At 68.0% G+C, this 16,962-nt stretch carries 17 protein-coding genes; 7 read left to right on the top strand and 10 right to left on the bottom strand.

The features are described from left to right. Positions 1-62: 62 nt before the first annotated feature. Positions 63-473 carry an Hg(II)-responsive transcriptional regulator gene (gene merR, locus WC815_18545; GenBank protein MFA5910784.1) on the bottom strand — a complete coding sequence of 137 codons (411 nt, stop codon included), beginning with the start codon at positions 471-473 and terminating at the stop codon, positions 63-65. Between the two features lie 147 nt (positions 474-620). Here merR and WC815_18540 point away from each other — a divergent pair, with 147 nt between their 5' ends. Then, on the top strand, positions 621-857 hold the full coding sequence (locus WC815_18540; GenBank protein ID MFA5910783.1) for a hypothetical protein: 237 nt from the start codon (positions 621-623) through the stop codon (positions 855-857). 106 nt (positions 858-963) lie between these two features. Here the strand turns inward: WC815_18540 and WC815_18535 are convergent, their stop codons facing one another. Continuing rightward, the gene (locus WC815_18535) at positions 964-1,503 is read right to left on the bottom strand and encodes a hypothetical protein (GenBank protein ID MFA5910782.1); all 540 of its coding nucleotides are present in this window, start codon (positions 1,501-1,503) and stop codon (positions 964-966) included. Positions 1,504-1,536: 33 nt separating this feature from the next. Next, on the bottom strand, positions 1,537-2,337 hold the full coding sequence (locus WC815_18530; GenBank protein ID MFA5910781.1) for a nucleoside phosphorylase: 801 nt from the start codon (positions 2,335-2,337) through the stop codon (positions 1,537-1,539). 156 nt (positions 2,338-2,493) lie between these two features. Between WC815_18530 and WC815_18525 the strand changes: the two genes are divergently transcribed. From WC815_18525 to WC815_18510, 4 genes are all read left to right on the top strand, one after another. Next, complete coding sequence (locus WC815_18525) at positions 2,494-3,048, top strand: hypothetical protein (protein ID MFA5910780.1); 555 nt, start codon at positions 2,494-2,496, stop codon at positions 3,046-3,048. 69 nt (positions 3,049-3,117) lie between these two features. After that, a complete protein-coding gene (locus WC815_18520; GenBank protein ID MFA5910779.1) occupies positions 3,118-4,308 on the top strand; it encodes an efflux RND transporter periplasmic adaptor subunit in 1,191 nt (396 codons plus the stop codon). Further along, positions 4,305-5,483, top strand: a complete 1,179-nt coding sequence (locus tag WC815_18515; GenBank protein ID MFA5910778.1) for an ABC transporter permease — start codon at positions 4,305-4,307, stop codon at positions 5,481-5,483. The genes WC815_18520 and WC815_18515 overlap by 4 nt, the downstream gene beginning before the upstream one ends. 1 nt (position 5,484) lies before the next feature. Further along, positions 5,485-6,195, top strand: coding sequence for an ABC transporter ATP-binding protein (locus WC815_18510; protein ID MFA5910777.1), 711 nt, complete (start codon positions 5,485-5,487; stop codon positions 6,193-6,195). A 43-nt stretch (positions 6,196-6,238) separates the two neighbouring features. On the opposite strand, the gene WC815_18505 is transcribed toward WC815_18510, so the two are convergent. Further along, positions 6,239-7,243, bottom strand: a complete 1,005-nt coding sequence (locus WC815_18505; protein ID MFA5910776.1) for an FAD/NAD(P)-binding oxidoreductase — start codon at positions 7,241-7,243, stop codon at positions 6,239-6,241. 28 nt (positions 7,244-7,271) lie between these two features. Here WC815_18505 and WC815_18500 point away from each other — a divergent pair, with 28 nt between their 5' ends. Then, positions 7,272-7,427, top strand: coding sequence for a hypothetical protein (locus tag WC815_18500; GenBank protein MFA5910775.1), 156 nt, complete (start codon positions 7,272-7,274; stop codon positions 7,425-7,427). 22 nt (positions 7,428-7,449) lie between these two features. On the opposite strand, the gene WC815_18495 is transcribed toward WC815_18500, so the two are convergent. The 3 genes from WC815_18495 to WC815_18485 are packed head-to-tail and all read right to left on the bottom strand — an operon-like array spanning position 7,450 to position 9,760. Then, the gene (locus WC815_18495) at positions 7,450-7,803 is read right to left on the bottom strand and encodes a DsrE family protein (protein ID MFA5910774.1); all 354 of its coding nucleotides are present in this window, start codon (positions 7,801-7,803) and stop codon (positions 7,450-7,452) included. 5 nt (positions 7,804-7,808) lie between these two features. Further along, positions 7,809-9,071 (bottom strand): MFS transporter, encoded by a 1,263-nt coding sequence (locus WC815_18490; GenBank protein MFA5910773.1) that lies wholly within the window; start codon positions 9,069-9,071, stop codon positions 7,809-7,811. Continuing rightward, the gene (locus WC815_18485) at positions 9,068-9,760 is read right to left on the bottom strand and encodes a metalloregulator ArsR/SmtB family transcription factor (protein MFA5910772.1); all 693 of its coding nucleotides are present in this window, start codon (positions 9,758-9,760) and stop codon (positions 9,068-9,070) included. The genes WC815_18490 and WC815_18485 overlap by 4 nt, the downstream gene beginning before the upstream one ends. A 124-nt stretch (positions 9,761-9,884) precedes the next feature. On the opposite strand from WC815_18485, the gene WC815_18480 reads away from it, so the two are divergent. Further along, a complete protein-coding gene (locus WC815_18480) occupies positions 9,885-11,135 on the top strand; it encodes a hypothetical protein (protein MFA5910771.1) in 1,251 nt (416 codons plus the stop codon). 12 nt (positions 11,136-11,147) lie between these two features. Here the strand turns inward: WC815_18480 and WC815_18475 are convergent, their stop codons facing one another. From WC815_18475 to WC815_18465, 3 genes are read right to left on the bottom strand one after another with little or no spacing between them, the layout of a single operon-like run. Beyond that, on the bottom strand, positions 11,148-12,236 hold the full coding sequence (locus WC815_18475) for an efflux RND transporter periplasmic adaptor subunit (protein ID MFA5910770.1): 1,089 nt from the start codon (positions 12,234-12,236) through the stop codon (positions 11,148-11,150). After that, on the bottom strand, positions 12,223-15,363 hold the full coding sequence (locus tag WC815_18470; GenBank protein MFA5910769.1) for an efflux RND transporter permease subunit: 3,141 nt from the start codon (positions 15,361-15,363) through the stop codon (positions 12,223-12,225). Before WC815_18470 ends, WC815_18475 begins: the two co-directional genes overlap by 14 nt. Before the next feature lie 2 nt (positions 15,364-15,365). Beyond that, on the bottom strand, positions 15,366-16,790 hold the full coding sequence (locus tag WC815_18465) for a TolC family protein (protein MFA5910768.1): 1,425 nt from the start codon (positions 16,788-16,790) through the stop codon (positions 15,366-15,368). Positions 16,791-16,962 lie beyond the last annotated feature (172 nt).

The raw sequence follows: 16,962 nt of genomic DNA, 5'->3' as shown, positions 1-16,962 counted from the left end.
TATTCAACGGAGTCCAGGCGAGCATGTACGGCTATCGGATCAGGCGGCAACGAGGTTCGTCATCATTCGGGCGCGTGTAGCGACGCGATCAACGGGCAGGTCATGGTGTTCCGTGTCGCGCAGCAGTCTGCCACCAATGCCTCCAGCGCAGACTCGATGCGTCGAAGGCTGCGCAGCTTCGCCCGCACGTTGTTCAGCTTGCCTTCCGCCATGCCCCGCGCCTCGTCGCAGTGGGCCCCATCGTCCAGCTGCAGCAGTCCCTCAATCTCGTCGAGGGTGAACCCCAGGCGTTGAGCGGCCTTTATGAACGTGACACGCGCGACATCGTTCGGTCCGTACCGTCGGATCTCGCCACGCCGGCGCGGCGGTTCCGCCAGCAATCCCTTCCGCTGGTAGAAGCGGATGGTCTCGACGTTGACAGCGGCGGCCTCGGCCAAGGCCCCGATCGACCCTCGGAAAGCTTGATGCGACATATCGTCTTGACTCCGTACCCGGGTACGGAGGCTAACCTACCGCGAATGGCACCGGCAAGAGCAGTTGTCGCCCTTCTGGGCCTCCTGGTGGTCGTGGCGGGCTGTTCCACCACGACACCCTCACCGAAAGCTGACGGCATTCAGTCGATGAGAGACCTGGTATTTCTGACGCGTGACGGCTGCGTCAACACCGAGACGATGCGCGCCAATCTGGACGAGGCGCTCGCGGCAATGGGGCTGGCGACGGACTACCAGTTCATCGACGCCGATACCTTGAAGGAGTCGGATGCGCGCGGCGGGTATGGCACCCCGACGGTGCTGTACTTGGGCCGCGATCTCTTTGGGATGGCCGAACCGCCGGTGCCGCACCCCTCGCCGACGTGACGGCTCTACCCGGGCGGAGTTCCGTCCTCAGCGGCGATCCAGGGGAGGCTGATCGAGATTCTCAGACCGTAGCGCCTGCGTCCGGAGCAGAACCGACGCCTGCGCATTACCGCGGCGTCACCGGCTCCCGCTTCCAGGTCCCATCCGTTTGCGTCCAGTTGTAGCGCGGCTGGCCGTCCTGCTTGTGAATGGTCACTTCGTCGGCGGTCAAGCCGTTCAGGTCTGGCTTCATGAACACATCCAGGTCGTAGGTGTGGCCGTCGCTCCCTTTGAAGTCGGCGCATGCGAAGTAACGGCCGTCGGGCAGCTTGCGGGTGCCTTCCCGATGCACGGTGGTCAGGGTCAGCTGCAACTGGCGTTGCTGCTGGGGATCCTGGATCGCGAGCGAACCGCCCTGCCGCGCGGCCTCCGCTTGCATGTGCGTTGTCACCGCCGTCGTCAGCGAGTCTTCGGTCACGGCCGCGCCTTCACCAAGTTCTGGATGCTCTGCCGTCGCGGCCGTGGCCGTGGCCGGCGTGGCGTTGGCGGCGGCCGGCGGCGCGGGTTGGGAACCGGACGGGCCGGGCCCGCCGCATGCCGCGAACCCCAGGAGCGCGCCAGAGAGGAGAACGCCAACTGCGAGCTGAGCGGTTCGCGAGTGCTTCACGTGATCCACCATGACCTCCAGGTTATTGCCGAATCATTCCACGTCTTCAAGAAACGCACGTGCGGCGCGGGCGACGGCAGTCAGCACGCGAAGCCGGTAGCCGTGTCCGCCGGTATCGAATTGCTCGTGCGATGTGGCCGGGCTATTGCTGACCAGCGCCACCATGCCGATGCCGGCGCCGGTCGTGACGCCGAACGCGAACAACGAAGCCGCCTGCATCTCCACCGCCAAGGCCCCCGCTTCCGCCCATCGGTGCAGTTGCTGCTCGGTCTCACGATAGGGCGCATCGGTGGTCCACACAAGGCCCTCGTGGACGGCGCCAACCGTTCCAAGCTCGCGGGCCAGGTGCGTCACCAGTGACGGCGTGGGCGTCGATACCGTCGGCGATTCCTTCAAGTAGTGGAGCGACGTGCCCTCGTCGCGGACGGCGGCGTCGACGACGACAATGCTGGGAAGCGCAAGTGCTGGCTGAAGCCGGCCGGCAGATGTCAGCCCGACGATGAGGCGGGCGCCGGCGGCGTGAAGCTGCTCGGCGATCAGTACCGCATATGGCCCGCCAATGGTTCGTGGCACGACCCCACATTCCAGCCCATCAATGGTCAAGGTCAGCATCTGGGTGTGAAAGCACGCCCACGACGCCGAGGGTGTCGCCGTACCATCGCGGGCGAGACCATCGGCCAGATCGCCGTCGAAGTCGAGAACGCAGAGCGGCGGAACCCGCGTGGCGTCGAGGTGGCGCTCTCGCCGCACGGCATCCATGAGATCGGCCGGTCTGAACACCGAGGGCGCCTCAAGGGGGTGGTCGAGTAACGGACTGCGGCCGGTCGTGGTCATGGGTGAAGCTAGGATCTCACGGCCGTCGCCTGCCTTGGCCGTGGAATGGGGAATGCCGGCAAGGTAGTGTGCGGGAGGTGGCGGCCCGGCCTTCGCGAGCAAAGGCCCATCGCGCGAACGGCCAACCCTGGAATCGTTCCAGGTCTACGATGGTGTATGACACGAACCCTCCTCACGATTGCGGCGTTCGCGCTGCTCCCCGTCTTCGCGCCTTTGGCGCACGCCCAGCACTCGCCCATGCCTGCCGGCATGACGCACGAGCAGCACATGGAGCAGATGAAGAAGGACGCGGACATGAAGGCGCATGGCAAGCAGGCCATGGGCTTCGATCAGGACACGACCACGCACCACTTCACCCTGGCGGCCACCGGCGGAGCGATCTCGGTGGATGCCAACGCGGCGGGTGATCAGGCCGGTCGCGATCAGATTCGCACGCACCTCAAGGAAATCGCCATGGCATTCAAGCAGGGCGACTTCGGCAAGCCGCTCATGACCCACAGCGAGCAGCCCCCCGGAGTGCCGGTGCTGCAGCGCCTCAACGCCGAGATCTCCTACACTTACGCCGAAACCGAGCGGGGCGGCATCGTTCGTATCGCCACGGCCAACGCCGAGGCGCTGGCGGCACTCCACGCGTTTCTCAGGTATCAAATCACCGAGCACGCCACTGGCGATCCCCTCACCGTGCCGGGCGCCCCTCAGCCCATGGATTGAGCGGCCGGCGTGGGAATTCGGTGACGCGGTCTGTCACCTTTTCCCACATCCTGCATCTCTCAGGAACAGATGGCCTTCTCCCGGGTAGTTGCGCGGCAGGTTGGGTTCGGTGTCTTTGGCGTGGCGTTGCTCCTGGCGCTTGGCTGGGTGGCGACGCAGAGCGGTCCGCTGGCGCCGGTGCAGGTTACCGTCACCGAAGTCACGACCGGCGACGTCTCGCCTGCATTGTTCGGCATCGGCACCGTCGAGGCGCGCCGCTCGTATTTCATTGGGCCGACATCGGCGGGCCGCGTGAAACGGGTGCTCGTGGACGTGGGGGATGCGGTGCGCGCCGGCCAACTGGTGGCCGAGATGGAGCCCGTTGACCTTGACGAGCGCGTGACCGCGTCAACGTCGGCGCAGGACCGGGGCCAGAGCGCCGTGGCGGCAGCCCAGGCGCAACTGCGGGACACGCAGAGCCGCCAGAAGCTGGCGACCATCGAAGAGCGCCGTGCCGTGGACCTCGGCAAGGCCGGCGTCGTGAGCCAGAGCGTGGTTGACAGCGCGCTGCAGGCCAGGAGCGCGGCCGATGCCCAGGTCGCCGCGGCGGACGCCGCGCTGGCCGGCGCTCGACGCGACCTCGCCAGGCTCGAAGCGGATCGGGGGAGCGCGCAGCAGCAGCGCGCGAACATCCGCCTGGTCGCCCCGGTTGACGGCGTCGTCACCTCCCGCGATGCGGAGCCGGGCTCCACCGTGATCGCCGGGCAATCGGTTCTCAAGCTGCAAGACCCCGCGAGCCTGTGGATTGCGCTGCGGATCGACCAGGGCCGGTCGGCCGGTCTCGCCGTGGGGCTGACGGCCCACATCACTCGGCGAGCCAACCCGCTGCAGTCCCTCGCCGGCAAGGTAGTGCGCGTTGAGCCCATCAGCGACAACGTCACCGAAGAGCGTCTGGCCAAGGTCGCGTTCGACATGCTGCCAGCGGGGATTTCGATCGCGGAAATGGTGGAGGTCACGCTCGACCTGCCCGCTGTGACAGGCACGCTGATTGTGCCCAATGCCAGCATCCGCTACCGCGGATCCCAGGCAGGTGTCTGGCGCCTCGACGGCGAGCAACTGCGGTTCGTGCCGGTCGCGACCGGGGTCGAAGGGCTCGATGGCCGCGTCCAGGTGCTCGACGGCCTTCGCGCCGGTGACCAGGTCGTGGTCTACAGCGAGCGCGAGCTGACCGACGCCAGCCGCCACACGGTGGTGCCCTCCTTGCGCGGGGCGCAGCCATGATCAGCCTCGCCGGTCGAGACATCCTGCATTCATCAGGCCGGTTCGTGCTCACCGGGCTCGGACTGGGTTTGCTGATCGGCGTGACGTTCACGATGGCCGGCGTCTACAGGGGCATGGTCGATGACGCCAAGGTGCTGCTGAACAACAGCGGCGCCGACTTGTGGGTGGTGCAGAAAGACACGCTCGGTCCGTACGCCGAGGCGTCGAGCATCCGCGATGACGTCTACCGCGACATCCTGAGCATGCCCGGCGTGACGCAAGCCGCCAACGTCACGTATTTCACGATGCAGGTGCGCAAGGGCGTCCAGGACGTGCGCGCCATGGTCGTCGGGTTCGTTGCTGGAGAGCCGGGAGAGCCCGGGTATCTGATTGCGGGCCGCCGCGTGACCCGCGGCCACTACGAGACCGTGGCCGACGTGACCGCCGGGGTCGGGCTCGGCGAGCACGTCCGCATTCGCCGCCACGACTACACGGTGGTGGGTCTCACCCGGCGCATGGTGTCGTCGGGCGGCGACCCGATGTTCTTCGTGCCCCTCAAGGACGCGCAGGAGGCCCAGTTCCTCAAGGACAACGACGCCATCGTCAACGAGCGCGCGCGCACGGCCGCGACCGCGGCGCTCAATCGCGTGCCGGCGGCCTTCGACGACTCCCAGGCCAGCAACCACAACGTCAACGCGGTGCTCGTGCGGGTGGCCGAGGGCCGTTCGTCCGAGGAGGTCGCGCAGGGCATCCGCCGGTGGAAACACCTGCAGGTGTTCACGCGCGCGCAAATGGAAAACATCCTGATCGCCAAGATGATCGCCACGGCGTCGCGGCAAATTGGCATGTTCCTCGTCATCCTGACCATTGTCAGCGCGGCGATCGTGGCGTTCATCATCTACACCATGACGCTGGGCAAGATCCGGGAGATCGCGGTGCTCAAGCTGATTGGCACGCACAATCGCACCATCGCCAGCATGATCCTGCAGCAGGCTCTGGGGCTGGGCGTGGTTGGCTTCGCGGTGGGGAAGATCGCCGCCACGCTGTGGGGCCCGATCTTTCCGCGCTACGTGCTGCTCGAGCCCGGCGATGCCGTGCGCGGGTTCGTGATCGTGATGGTGGTGTGCGTGCTGGCCAGCACGCTGGCCATTCGCGCCGCGCTGGCGGTGGACCCGGCGACGGCGATCGGCGGCTGACATGGCGGCGGGCGTCGGCATCCGGATCGAAGGCCTGAGCAAGCGCTACGGCGCGGGCGACACCGCGGTTGATGCCCTCGTCGACGTCAACATGGAGGTGGCGCCAGGTGAAGTGGTGGGCCTGATTGGCCCGAGTGGATCGGGCAAGACCACCCTGCTCAAATGCCTGGGCGCGGTGATCGAGCCCACGCGGGGCCGCATGACCCTGGGCGGCACCGTGATTTACGACCACGGGTGGAAGATCCCCGATCTCCGGGTGCTCCGCCGTGACCGCATTGGCTTCATCTTCCAGGCGCCGTACCTGATTCCGTTTCTCGACGCCACCGACAACGTGGCGTTGCTGCTGATGCTTGCGGGACATCCGAATGGGGAGTCCCGTGCGCGCGCCCGGGAACTGCTGCAGGCGCTCGATGTGGCGCATCGCGCCTCCGCGCTGCCGTCTGAGCTCTCGGGCGGCGAACAGCAGCGCGTGTCGATTGCCCGGGCGCTGGCCAACCGGCCGCCGGTGATCCTGGCGGACGAGCCGACGGCGCCCCTCGACAGCGAGCGCGGCCTGGCGGTGATGCGCATCCTCCATCAACTGGCCACCCAGTACGAGACGGCCATCATCGTCGTGACCCACGACGAGAAGATCATCCCGACGTTCAAGCGCATCTATCACATTCGCGACGGACGGACGGTTGAACAGGCCGGCGCCGGCCTCCATCTCTAGCCTGTCGGACGGCCGGTTGCGTGGGGATGCTCCGAGCGGACACTTACAGCTTGGTATAGAGCCACGACTTCTCCACCCAGACCTTGCCGAGATGCCATCGCCGAGCCGGTGGACGCAGGGTCACCTCCGGCTTCGGCTCCGCGTAGAAGTTGCCGCCGCCCATGCCAGCCTTGCCCCCGCCAATCTCAATGAAGCAGTCGCCGTGGCCATCGAAGCGCGCCGATTCGACCTGGCCGGCAATGGCCTGGGCGATGTTGCCGGCGACGACCCTGGCCTGGCTGTGGGCAAACACGCCGGCCTTCGGTAGCGGCTTCCCGAGCGTCAGCGGGATCGAGACGACGTCGCCGATGGCGTAGACGTTGGGCCACCGTGTCTGCATTGTGTGGCGGTCCACGGACATCCAGCCGCTGTCACTCGCCAGGCCGCTGTCGCGAATCACAGCCGGCGCGCGATGAGGTGGCACGTAGGCGAGCAGGTCGAAGGCGGCCTCCTCGCCGTTTGCAAAGGTCAGGCGCTTCCGGCTGGCATCCACCGCCGTCACCTGATGCCCGGGGTGATAGGGGATGCCCTTCGCGGCGAGCAGTTGCGTGACGGCGCTCGAGACGTGGGGACCCGCCACGCCCATCGGCGCCGGCTCGGCGGCATAGACATCAATCTGCACGGCGTCGCGCAGTCCCTGCTCGCGGCACCAGCCGTCGATCAGCATCGCGCCTTCGTACGGCGCCGCCGGGCACTTGTAGGCCGGGGCGGCGGTGAGCACCACGATGCGACCAGTGCGCAGCTGCCGGAGCGCCGCCCACAGTGACTCGGCGCCGCTGCGCGTGTAGAAGTTGTGCCCCGATTCGGCGAGGCCGGGAATTGATTCCGGGGACAGGTCGGCGCCCAGCGTGATGACCAGGTAATCGGCCTCGAGTGTCTCGCCGGCCACCGTCGCCGTTCGCCGCTCAGGATCGATGTGCTCGATATTGCCGATGCGGACGTCGATCCCTTTGCGGGCCAGGCGGGCCAGTGGACGGGTGATCGCGCCAGCGGTGCGCTGGCCGACCATGAGCCACAGGAGTGACGGGTGCGAACACGTGATCGCGCTCGCGATCGACCAGCACCACGCGGTGCTGCTTCGGCAGGTGCTTGCGAAGCGCCCGCGCCGTTGCGATACCGCCGACGCCACCACCGAGAATCAGAACCGTCTTCGAGTCAGCCATGGGCCGTCTCCTTTGCTGCTGGAAGTCTGAGTAATCTGCGCCAACCTGCGGCCTAGAACACCAGCGCGCGATCGGCCCACTGCACCCAGTTGGTCAACTCCTCGAGCGTGCTCCGGTGCGTGGTGTCGATGAGCTCCGGGTCGGCGATCCCCCTGGCATCCATGCACGTGCCGCAGACGCCGATCTCGCCGCCGTGGCGGCCGACGGCTCGCAGCATGAGCTCCGTGTTGTAGTACCCCTGCGGCACCTTCTGGTCCTTCTTGGCGCAGCTGGCCGCGTCGCCAAGAAGGAAGACCTTCACGTCCTCGCCTTCGCGCTTGGACAACGAGCCCGCGAGGCGGAGGGCGTTGTAGCTGCGCTCCGTTCCATACGGAGGGTCATTCAAGATGAAGAGTGTGTTCGGCATGAGTCCTACTCCCGTGGAACCTGCAGTGTTTCCGACATCCGAAGCGCCGAGACGAGTCCTGACACGAAGGTGAGCGCCGCGATCACCCACATCGCGACGTTGAGGCCGAAGGCGTCGGCCGTGATGCCCGCGAGCAGCGCACCGATGGCATAGCCGAGGTCACGCCACAGGCGATACACCCCCACCGCGGAGGCCCGCCACCTGGGGTGGGCGACGTCGCCGATGGCCGCGAGGAGTGCGGGGTAGACCATCGCCGTGCCGATGCCCAGCAGCAGTCCACCCACGACAAACCCGGTGAACGCCTGCGCCATCGTCACCACGCCGATGCCGGCCGCCTGGATCCACATGCCCCAGACAATCAGCGGCTTGCGGCCGATGCGATCCGACAGCGCGCCGGTCACCAACTGGCTCACACCCCACGTGGCGGGATAGACCGCGGCGAGCAGTCCGACCTGCGCCAGGTTCATGCCGGCCGCCGCGAACACCATCGGGAAGAGACCCCAGGCCATGCCGTCGTTGAGGTTGTTGACGAGGCCTGCCTGGCTGATGCTCGACAGGTCGCGGTCGAGCAGCGTCGTGCGCCAGAACACCTCGCGCGCCGTGGGGATGCCGCCGGGCGGCAGGGCCCCGGCGAGCGCGGATTCGTGCGAGACGTGATGACGGGTCTCGCGAACGAGGAGCGCCGACAGCGCCAGACCGACGATGACGTACACCACGCCGAGATAGAACGGTTGCGGGCGCACGCCGTATCGCGTGGCGATCCAGCCCGTGGCCAGGGCGCTGGCGGCCACCGCCAGGTAGCCGGCGAACTCGTTCAGGCCCATGGCCAGCCCACGCTGCTTCGGGCCGACCAGGTCGATCTTCATGATCACGGTCGTTGACCAGGTCAGCCCCTGGCTGATGCCGAGCAGGAGGTTGGCGAACAGGATCCAGTTCCAGGTTGGCGCCCACATGAGCAGGAAAGGGACCGGAGCGGCGACCAGCCACCCGGCGACGAGGACGTGCTTCCGTCCCCACCGATCGGACAATCGGCCGGCGCCGTAGTTGGTGAGCGCCTTCGCCACACCGAAGACGACGATGAACGACAGCACGGCGGTGCGGGCGGCGAGCTGGAACTCCTGCTCCGCGATCGCCGGCAGGATGCTGCGTTCCAGGCCGACCATGGCGCCGACGAACGCGTTGACCACGATCAGGAGCGAGAACTGACCGAGGTTCTCGCGCAGCCCGAGCCGGATGGCGGCGCCTTCCGTCGGCGCAGACGCAGTCATGGGCGCGCGCTCTCGCGACGGCCCTTGCTGGTGTCGATGCGCCAGCCCTTGGCGCGCCACTCCGGCACGCCTTCCGCCATCGCCTGCGCCCGGTACCCCTTCGCCCGCAGCAGCGCGGCGGCATCAGTAGACATCACGCAGTAGGGCCCGCGGCAGTAGGCGACGATGTCACGGTGCTTGGGGAGTTCGCGGAGCCGTTTCTTCAATTCGCCCAGGGGAATGGAGACGGCGCCCGGGATGTGGCCGGCGTCGAATTCGCGGGCCGGCCGGACGTCGACCACGGTGACCTCGCCCGATCGCACCTTGCGGATCAGCTCGTTCTGCCCAACGGCATCCAATGCGCCGCGGTGGTCGAGATAGTCGCGGCGGACTCGGTCGATCTCGTCCAGCCGGGCGCGGGCCAGCGTCCGCAGCTGGAGCACGAAGGTGCCGACCAGCGCGTCGGCCAGGCGATAGGTGACGTAGAGGCCGGCCTTCTCGGTCTCGACCAGGCGCGCGCGTCGCAACACCTGCAGGTGGTGCGAGGTGTTGGCGACGCTGTGCTCGATCTGGCCGGCGACGGCCTCGACGGTGCGCGGCGCCTGCGCCAGCAGGTCGAGAATCTCGAGGCGCACCGGGTTCGATGCGGCCTTGCCGACCTGGGCGATCAGGTCGTAGACGGCGGTCTTGAAGCGAACGGGCTTTGGCATGGCTCAAGTATTCAAATAGATGCTTGAATAATGCCGCGGCGGCGGAGTCCGGTCAACCCCACCCGGCTCCAGAAGAAATCCTTCACCGTCATGGCTCAAACGGGCCAGTGCTATAAAGGGAGTCTTGAGTCGGTTCGCCTGCGGCCTGGCCGCCTTGCTCGTCCTCGCGATGCCCGCCGCTGCCCAGCAGCACCGCGCCGAGGAGTCGTCCGGGACGTCGTGGCAACCCGCGGCGACGCCGATGTCCGGCATCCACGCCGCCGTTGGCGACTGGATGTTCATGGGCCACGCCAACGTCTTCGCGCAGTTCCTCTACGAATCCGGAGAAGTCCATCGCACCAGCCGGCAGTTCGGCAGCATCAACTGGTTCATGGGCATGGCGCGTCGTCCGCTCGGCCGCGGCCGCGTCGGCGTGCGGGCGATGCTCAGCGCCGAGCCGTGGACCATTGGCGGCTGCGGGTATCCGGACCTGCTGGCCACCGGCGAAGTCTGCGACGGCGATTCGATTCACGATCAACAGCATCCGCACGACCTGTTCATGGAACTGGCCGTTGACTACGAGCGGCCGCTCTCCGATCGTCTCCGTTTCCATGGCTACGCGGCGTTGGCAGGGGAGTCGGCGCTGGGGCCGCCGGCGTTTCCACACCGCGCGTCGGCGATGCCCAACCCGATTGCGCCGATCACGCACCACTGGCTCGACGCGACCCACATCGCGTTCGGCGTGATCACCGCCGGCGTGTCCGGCTCGCGATGGCGCGCCGAAGCGTCGGCGTTCAACGGACGGGAACCGGATGACGCGCGCGCCGGCCTGGAGATGGCCGCGCTCGACTCGGTGTCGGGCCGCATCTCGGTTGCCCCCAGCGACCGCTGGTCGTTGCAGGTGTCAGCCGGTCACCTGCGCGAAGCTGAAGCCGGCCTCGGCAGCCAGCCGCGGCAGGACGTGAACCGCGCCACCGCGTCGGCCATGTACTTCCGTCCAACGCGCGGTGCCGGCGGCTGGGCCGGCACGATCGCCTACGGCGTCAATCGCGACACCAGCGCCGTTCCAGGGGGCACGCTCACGCAATCGACCCATGCCGTGTTGGCCGAGTCCAGCCTGCGCTCGGTCAATGGCCGGCACCATTGGTTCGCCAGGCTGGAGGTGGTCGGCAAACCCGCTCACGACCTCCACGTGCACGAATACATCACCAGCATCTTCACGGTCGGGAAGGCGCAGTTGGGCTACCTGCGCCAACTGCCACCGATCAAGGGGTGGGCGCCGGGCATCGGCGCGCATCTCAATCTCAGCATGCTGCCGGCGTTGCTCGCGCCCCGCTACAACGGCCGCGTCGCTCCGGGCTTTGGGGTGTTTGCCAACTTGCGGCCGGCTGGTTGAGTCAGGTGACGATCAGGACTTCAGAACGGATCCGTTACGGATCTCGTCGGTCGCCCGCTTGACCACGAGGTCGCCCGGCTTGAGGTCGCCCGCCACTTCCACTTGATCCCCCGCGGCGGCGCCTTTCTTGACCGTGACCCATTCGGCTTTGCCGTTGGTGACCCTGATCACGAACGTCCGTTCCGTGGTGGTCACGACGGCCGTGGCGGGTACCAGCATTCCGGCGGTTTCACGCGCGATCGTCCATGACACCTCGGGAAACATGCCGGGTGCCAGCAGTCCGGCCGCGTTATCGACATCCGCCTCAATCGACATCGTCCGCGTCCGGGAATCAAGCGAACCGGCGCTGCGCGCGAGCTTCGCGCTGAACGTTCGTCCTGGATGCGCCGGCACCCGGAACTCCAGGATCCGGCCCATGGCGATCACGCCCAGGCTGTGTTCCGGCACCGGCAGCACCAACCGCAGGCGGGAGACTTGTTCGAGTCGAAATAACGGGCCGGTGGTCGGCCCAACCAACGCGCCGGGGTGCACCAGGCGCTCGGTAATCCGCCCCGCGAAGGGCGCGACGATGGAGCGGTACTCTTCGAGCGCGAGCACGGACTGCAGCGCCGCCTTGGCGCCTTCGATGGCCTGGACTTGCGTCTGGAAGGCCGCGCGCGCCGACGCCACGTCTTCCTCGGCGCGCAGCAGGTCGAGGCCGGCCACCGTCCCGGGTGTCGAGGCGGCGCGCTTCAGCCGCTCCAGCGTCGACACCACCGTCGTCACCTTCGACTCGGCTTCGGCGCGTCTCGCTTCGGCCAGCAACACCCGCGACCGCGCCTCCGCCGACTGCGCGGTCAGTTCCGGCACCGCGAGCGTGGCGAGCACCTGGCCTTGCTTGACGACACTGCCGCGATCGACCTGCACGTGCTCAACGAAGCCGCCGATGCGGGCCGACAGGGCAGAGGCCTGGAACGGCGTCAGCTCGCCCGGCAACTGCACCACGCGCTGGTCGGCGCGCCGGGTCACCGGCGCGGTCTCCACCGCTTGCCCACGCGCGACTGCCGGGCTGATCAACACGAGGGCGGCACTGAAGGCGACGAACGATCTATGAAGGTGCATGACCATCACTCGCGAGATCCGAAGGGTTGAGGGACGCCGTCCGCGTTGATGCGGAGGCCTGGAGCAGGGCGTAACACGCGGGAACCACGAGCAGGGTGGCGGCGGTGGCGGCCATCAGCCCGCCGATCACGGCGCGGCCGAGCGGCGCCGCCTGGTCGCCGCCATCGCCGAGGCCAAGCGCCATGGGGACCATGCCAATCATCATGGCGGCGGCGGTCATCAGCACGGCGCGAAGCCGGCCGACGCTGCCGGTGGCCGCGGCGCTGAGGCTGGATTCCCCTTGCCGGCGGGCGGCTTCGGCAAACGAGACGAGCAGGATGGCGTTGGCCACGCCGATGCCGGTGGCCATGGTGGCGCCGACGAACGACTGCACGTTCATCGAGGTCCCCGTCGCCCAGAGCATCAGCACCACGCCCGAGAGCGCCGCCGGCACGGCCGCCAGCACGGCGAGCGCGAGCCGCCACGATTGAAAGTACGCCGTCAGAAGCAATGCGATGGCCAGGACTGAGAGGCCGAGGCCAGATTGAAGGGCACTCACGGTCTGTTCGAGCGCCGGCACCTGTCCCCTGAGCGCCACGGTCACGCCACGCGGCACTTCGCCAACGGTGGCAATGGCGTCGCGGATGGCCGGCAGGGCCTGGCCAAGCGTCATGCCATGCAGGTTGGCCGTCATGCTGACGACGCGTTGACCGTTATAGCGCTCGATCATTCCCGGCATCACCCCCGTGGCAACGGAGGCGACATCGCCGAGGGTGGTGGCCTGGGTGCCCCCCGCCATCACCGGCAGCGCCTCGAGATCCTGCGCTGAAGCGATGCGGCTCTGCGGAATCTCCACCTGGATCTGAAAGGCGTTGCCGCCCACCGGGTCACGCCAGTAGTTGGGTTCCACGAAGCGGCTCGACGCCGTCGCTGTGAGCAGGGACCTCGCCACGTTGCTCATGGTGAGGCCGTACTGGCCGGCCCGTTCGCGATCGATGTTGACGTTCAGCGTCGGGTAGTCGAGCGGCTGGGCAATCTGCAGGTCGCGAAGGAACGGCAGCGGCGCCAGAGCGGCCTGGATCTTCGCGGCGTGCTCGCGGTTCTGCTGCAGGTTGAGGCCCTGCACCGCGACTTCGACCGGTGTCGGCGAACCGAAGCTCATGACCTGCGAGACGATGTCGCCGGCTTCGAACGAGACGGTCATTTCTGGCACGGCCTTCTTCAGCCGCGCCCGCAAGCGCTCGCGAAGCCCGGCGGCGTCGCGGCTGGCCTCCGCCGTCAGCGACACGAGCAGCACCGCTTCGTGCGGACCGGAGGTCCACAGGTAGATGGTGTTGATCGGGTAACTGGCCGGCTGCACGCCGATGAACGCGGTGCTGATTGAGACGTTGTCCGCGCCGACCTCGTTCTTGACCGCTTCGAGCACCCGAAGCGTCAGCGGCTCGGTCCGTTCAATGCGCGTGCCGGTCGGCGCGCGCAGCCGCATCTGGAGTTGATCGCTGCCGGTCACCGGGAACAACTCGACACCAAGGCGAGGCAGCAACACCGCGAGCACGGCCGCGCACGCGACCAGGTAACCGATCACCGTCACGCCTCGGGCGGCCAGCACGCGGTGCAGCACGGCGGCGTAGCGGGCCTGCGCCTTCGCGAACGACCGCGAATCGTCGGCGTGCGTCCGCAGCCACCAGGCCGACAACACCGGCACCAGCGTGCTCGACAGGACATACGATGCCGCCATCGCCAGCGTTACCGCCAGCGCCAACGGCACGAACAGCTGGCGCGGCACGCCGACCAGTGAGAACGCCGGCAGGAACACCGCCACCACCACCAGCATGGCGAGCAGCCGCGGCACCGACGTCACGCGGCTCGCCTCGATCACCGCGTCGACCTTGGCCGCGCCACGGCCCAACTGCGAGTGAATGCTCTCGATGGCCACCGTCGCTTCGTCAACCAGCACACCGACGGCCAGGGCCAGGCCGCCCAGCGTCATCAGGTTCATGGTCTGGCCGCCGAGCCAGAGCCCGACCACCGCCGCCATCAACGCGCCGGGAATGGTCGCCACCACAATCAGCGCGCTCTTCCAGTCGCGCAGGAACAGCAGCACCATCAAGCCGGTCAGCAGCGCGCCGAGCAGGCCCTCCGTGACCAGGTTCCGGATCGCGCTGGTCACATAGCGTGACTGGTCGAACTCCAGCCGGATCTCCACGTCTTCGGGTACCAGCGCCTGCATCGCCGCCAGGTTCTGCCGCACTGCCGCGATCACCGAGAGGGTGCTGGCGTCGGAGCGTTTCGTGACAGGGATATAGACGGTGCGCTTGCCGTTGACGTGCGCGTAACTGGAGACGATGTCGGTGCCGTTCTCCACGACCCCGAGGTCTCGCAGGTAGACCGTGGTCCCGGAGCCCACGCGCACCGGCGCCTCGAGCAGTTCCGACAGGTTGCCGCCAAGCGTGGCGTTGGTGGAGGCAATGCGATTCAAGTCGCCGGTCCGCACGTTCCCCGACGGCGTGACGACGGTGGCGCGATTGACGGCGGCAATCGCCTCCTCCGGCGACACCCGATACGACTGCAGCCGTTCCGGATCGAGGCGTACGACGATGGTGCGTTGATTGCCACCGAAGGGCGGTGGTGCGGATACGCCAGGCAACGTGGCAAACAGCGGCCGGACGCGGTTCAGGGCGATGTCCTGCATTTCCGCCGGCAGGCGGGTGGGACTGCTGAACACCAGCTGGCCGATCGGCACGCTGCCGGCATCGAAGCGCGTGATGAAGGGCGGCACGGCCCCGGGCGGCATGAAGGCGCGGGCCCGGTTCACGTAGCCGACCACCTGCGCCATGGCCTGGTTCATGTCGGTGCCCGGGTGGAACACCAGCTTGAGCAGCGCGACGCCCTGGATGCTCTTCGACTCGATGTGCTCGATGCCCGAGATGTAGAGGAAGTGGTACTCGTAGTAGTAGGTCAGGAACCCGTCCATCTGTGCCGGGTCCATGCCGCCGTAGGGCTGGGCCACGTAGACGGCGGGGTCGCCGACGGTCGGGAAGATGTCGACCGGCATGCGGCGCACGGCGAGCCCGGCCGCCACCGCCAGTCCGAGCACGGCGACGATGATGGTGATCGGCCGGGAGAGTGCCGCAAGTGTGAGTCGCATGATCAGGGTTTGACGCGGGGCCCGGTGGGCATCGCGGCCTCGGTGAGAAACGCCGTCAGGTCACCGTGTGCGGCGGCCTGCGCGAGTCGCGCGCGCCACACGGCCAGTGACGCCAGTGCGTCCTCGGTTTCCGCCTGCGCCAGCAGCCGCTGTGCGTCGGCGACTTCGACAATGCCGGTTAGCCCCGCCTCGTAACGGGCGCGCGCCTGCGCATCGGCCTGCCGCGCCGCCGACAGCTGCGCCGGGATGTTCGCGGCCATCTTCGCGGCGGCGTCCAGCAGCACATCCGCCTGCCGCGTCTCGATGCGCCGACGTTGCACCGCGCCCTGCAGCCGCGCCTGGGATGCGGCGGTGTCGGCTGCCTCGACCGCGAGCCGCGCCCGATTCGCCGTGAGGTCGAGGAATGGAAACGAGACGGTCAGGCCGGCGGCCCAGTTCGGGACATCGGGCCACAGACCATGCCCGTTGTCGATGGTGCCATCGACGCTGGCGCCGCTCGCGCGCGCCGCCAGCGCGCCATTGAACAGGAATCGCGGCCTGAACGCTCGGGCCGTCGCTTCGCGCTTCATCTCGGCGGCGGTGACGGCTCGCGTGGCGGCGGTGATCGCCGGATGTTCCGGTGAGCCCGTTTCGGCGGAAGTCGTGCGAGCCGGCTGATTGGTCAACAGGCTCGCGGGAACCAGCACGAGATCCAGATCCGGACGTCCCACCGCCTGCGCAATCGCCAGCTTCGCGAGCGCCAATGCCTGCTCTGCCGCCACCAGGCGGTTGCGGGCGGCGGCGGTTTCGGCATCGATGCGCGATTGGTCGGCGCCCGGCTTCAGCTCCGCATCCACCTGCGCCTTCACCGTGCCCTGCAGGGTCTCCAGGCGAGCGACGTTGGCGCGGGCGGCCACCACGGTTTGCTGGGCGCCGAGAGCGGCCAGGTAGGCATCGGCCGCCGCGATGCCGGCGTTAAGGCGCGCGAGGCTGAGCTGCGCCTCACTGGCCGAGGCCTGGGCGCGGGCGGCGTCGACGGTGGCCGATCGCCGGCCGAAGTCGAAGACTTCCGCTGAGAACAGCAGGCCGGCGGCGCTGCCCCAGGCGCTTTCGAAGCTGTCGGTGCCGAGTACGGGACCTGATATGGCGGGGACGATGCTTTGCGGCAGTAGCAGGCCGAACACGTTGTTGCGGCTCGCGCGATTCAACTGCCACAGGCCATCGACGCGCGGCAGGTAGGCGGCCCTGAACTCGCCGATGGCCGCCGATGCCGCGCTTGCCCGGGCGGCGGCTTCGGCGACGGCGGGCAGGTCCTTGCTGGCCGCGTCCACGACCTCGCCAATCGCCATGGGCGTGGCCGGCACCTGCGCAAACGCGGCATGGTCGTGCCCAAACGCCATTGCCAGCACTGCCAGCAGTCCGACCGTCGTCTTTTCAACCAGCGTCATCCGACCTCGTAGGATTGCGGTCAGGCAAAAGCGAATATCGATAGTCGTAGATGATATCCGATCGTGAGCTTACCGTTTGTGCCGCGTCTTCCTTGCCTTGGACGACCCGGCAGGGGTCGCGCCGGCCAACCGGAACGGCTTGCGCGGGCGGTGCGCGGCGGCCTCTTCGACC

It is taken from the genome of Vicinamibacterales bacterium (assembly GCA_041659285.1).
Classification (GTDB): Bacteria; Acidobacteriota; Vicinamibacteria; order Vicinamibacterales; family UBA2999; genus 12-FULL-67-14b.
Note: the sequence above shows the minus strand (reverse complement) of the source record. Positions and strands in the feature narration are given on the sequence as shown.

Bases quoted from the DNA above. Each gene is read 5' to 3' on its own strand.
- merR (MFA5910784.1), bottom strand. From the start codon at position 473: ATGTCGCATCAAGCTTTCCGAGGGTCGATCGGGGCCTTGGCCGAGGCC.
- WC815_18540 (MFA5910783.1), top strand. From the start codon at position 621: ATGAGAGACCTGGTATTTCTGACGCGTGACGGCTGCGTCAACACCGAG.
- WC815_18530 (MFA5910781.1), bottom strand. From the start codon at position 2,337: ATGACCACGACCGGCCGCAGTCCGTTACTCGACCACCCCCTTGAGGCG.
- WC815_18525 (MFA5910780.1), top strand. From the start codon at position 2,494: ATGACACGAACCCTCCTCACGATTGCGGCGTTCGCGCTGCTCCCCGTC.
- WC815_18520 (MFA5910779.1), top strand. From the start codon at position 3,118: ATGGCCTTCTCCCGGGTAGTTGCGCGGCAGGTTGGGTTCGGTGTCTTT.
- WC815_18515 (MFA5910778.1), top strand. From the start codon at position 4,305: ATGATCAGCCTCGCCGGTCGAGACATCCTGCATTCATCAGGCCGGTTC.
- WC815_18510 (MFA5910777.1), top strand. From the start codon at position 5,485: ATGGCGGCGGGCGTCGGCATCCGGATCGAAGGCCTGAGCAAGCGCTAC.
- WC815_18505 (MFA5910776.1), bottom strand. From the start codon at position 7,243: ATGGTCGGCCAGCGCACCGCTGGCGCGATCACCCGTCCACTGGCCCGC.
- WC815_18495 (MFA5910774.1), bottom strand. From the start codon at position 7,803: ATGCCGAACACACTCTTCATCTTGAATGACCCTCCGTATGGAACGGAG.
- WC815_18490 (MFA5910773.1), bottom strand. From the start codon at position 9,071: ATGACTGCGTCTGCGCCGACGGAAGGCGCCGCCATCCGGCTCGGGCTG.
- WC815_18485 (MFA5910772.1), bottom strand. From the start codon at position 9,760: ATGCCAAAGCCCGTTCGCTTCAAGACCGCCGTCTACGACCTGATCGCC.
- WC815_18475 (MFA5910770.1), bottom strand. From the start codon at position 12,236: ATGCACCTTCATAGATCGTTCGTCGCCTTCAGTGCCGCCCTCGTGTTG.
- WC815_18470 (MFA5910769.1), bottom strand. From the start codon at position 15,363: ATGCGACTCACACTTGCGGCACTCTCCCGGCCGATCACCATCATCGTC.
- WC815_18465 (MFA5910768.1), bottom strand. From the start codon at position 16,790: ATGACGCTGGTTGAAAAGACGACGGTCGGACTGCTGGCAGTGCTGGCA.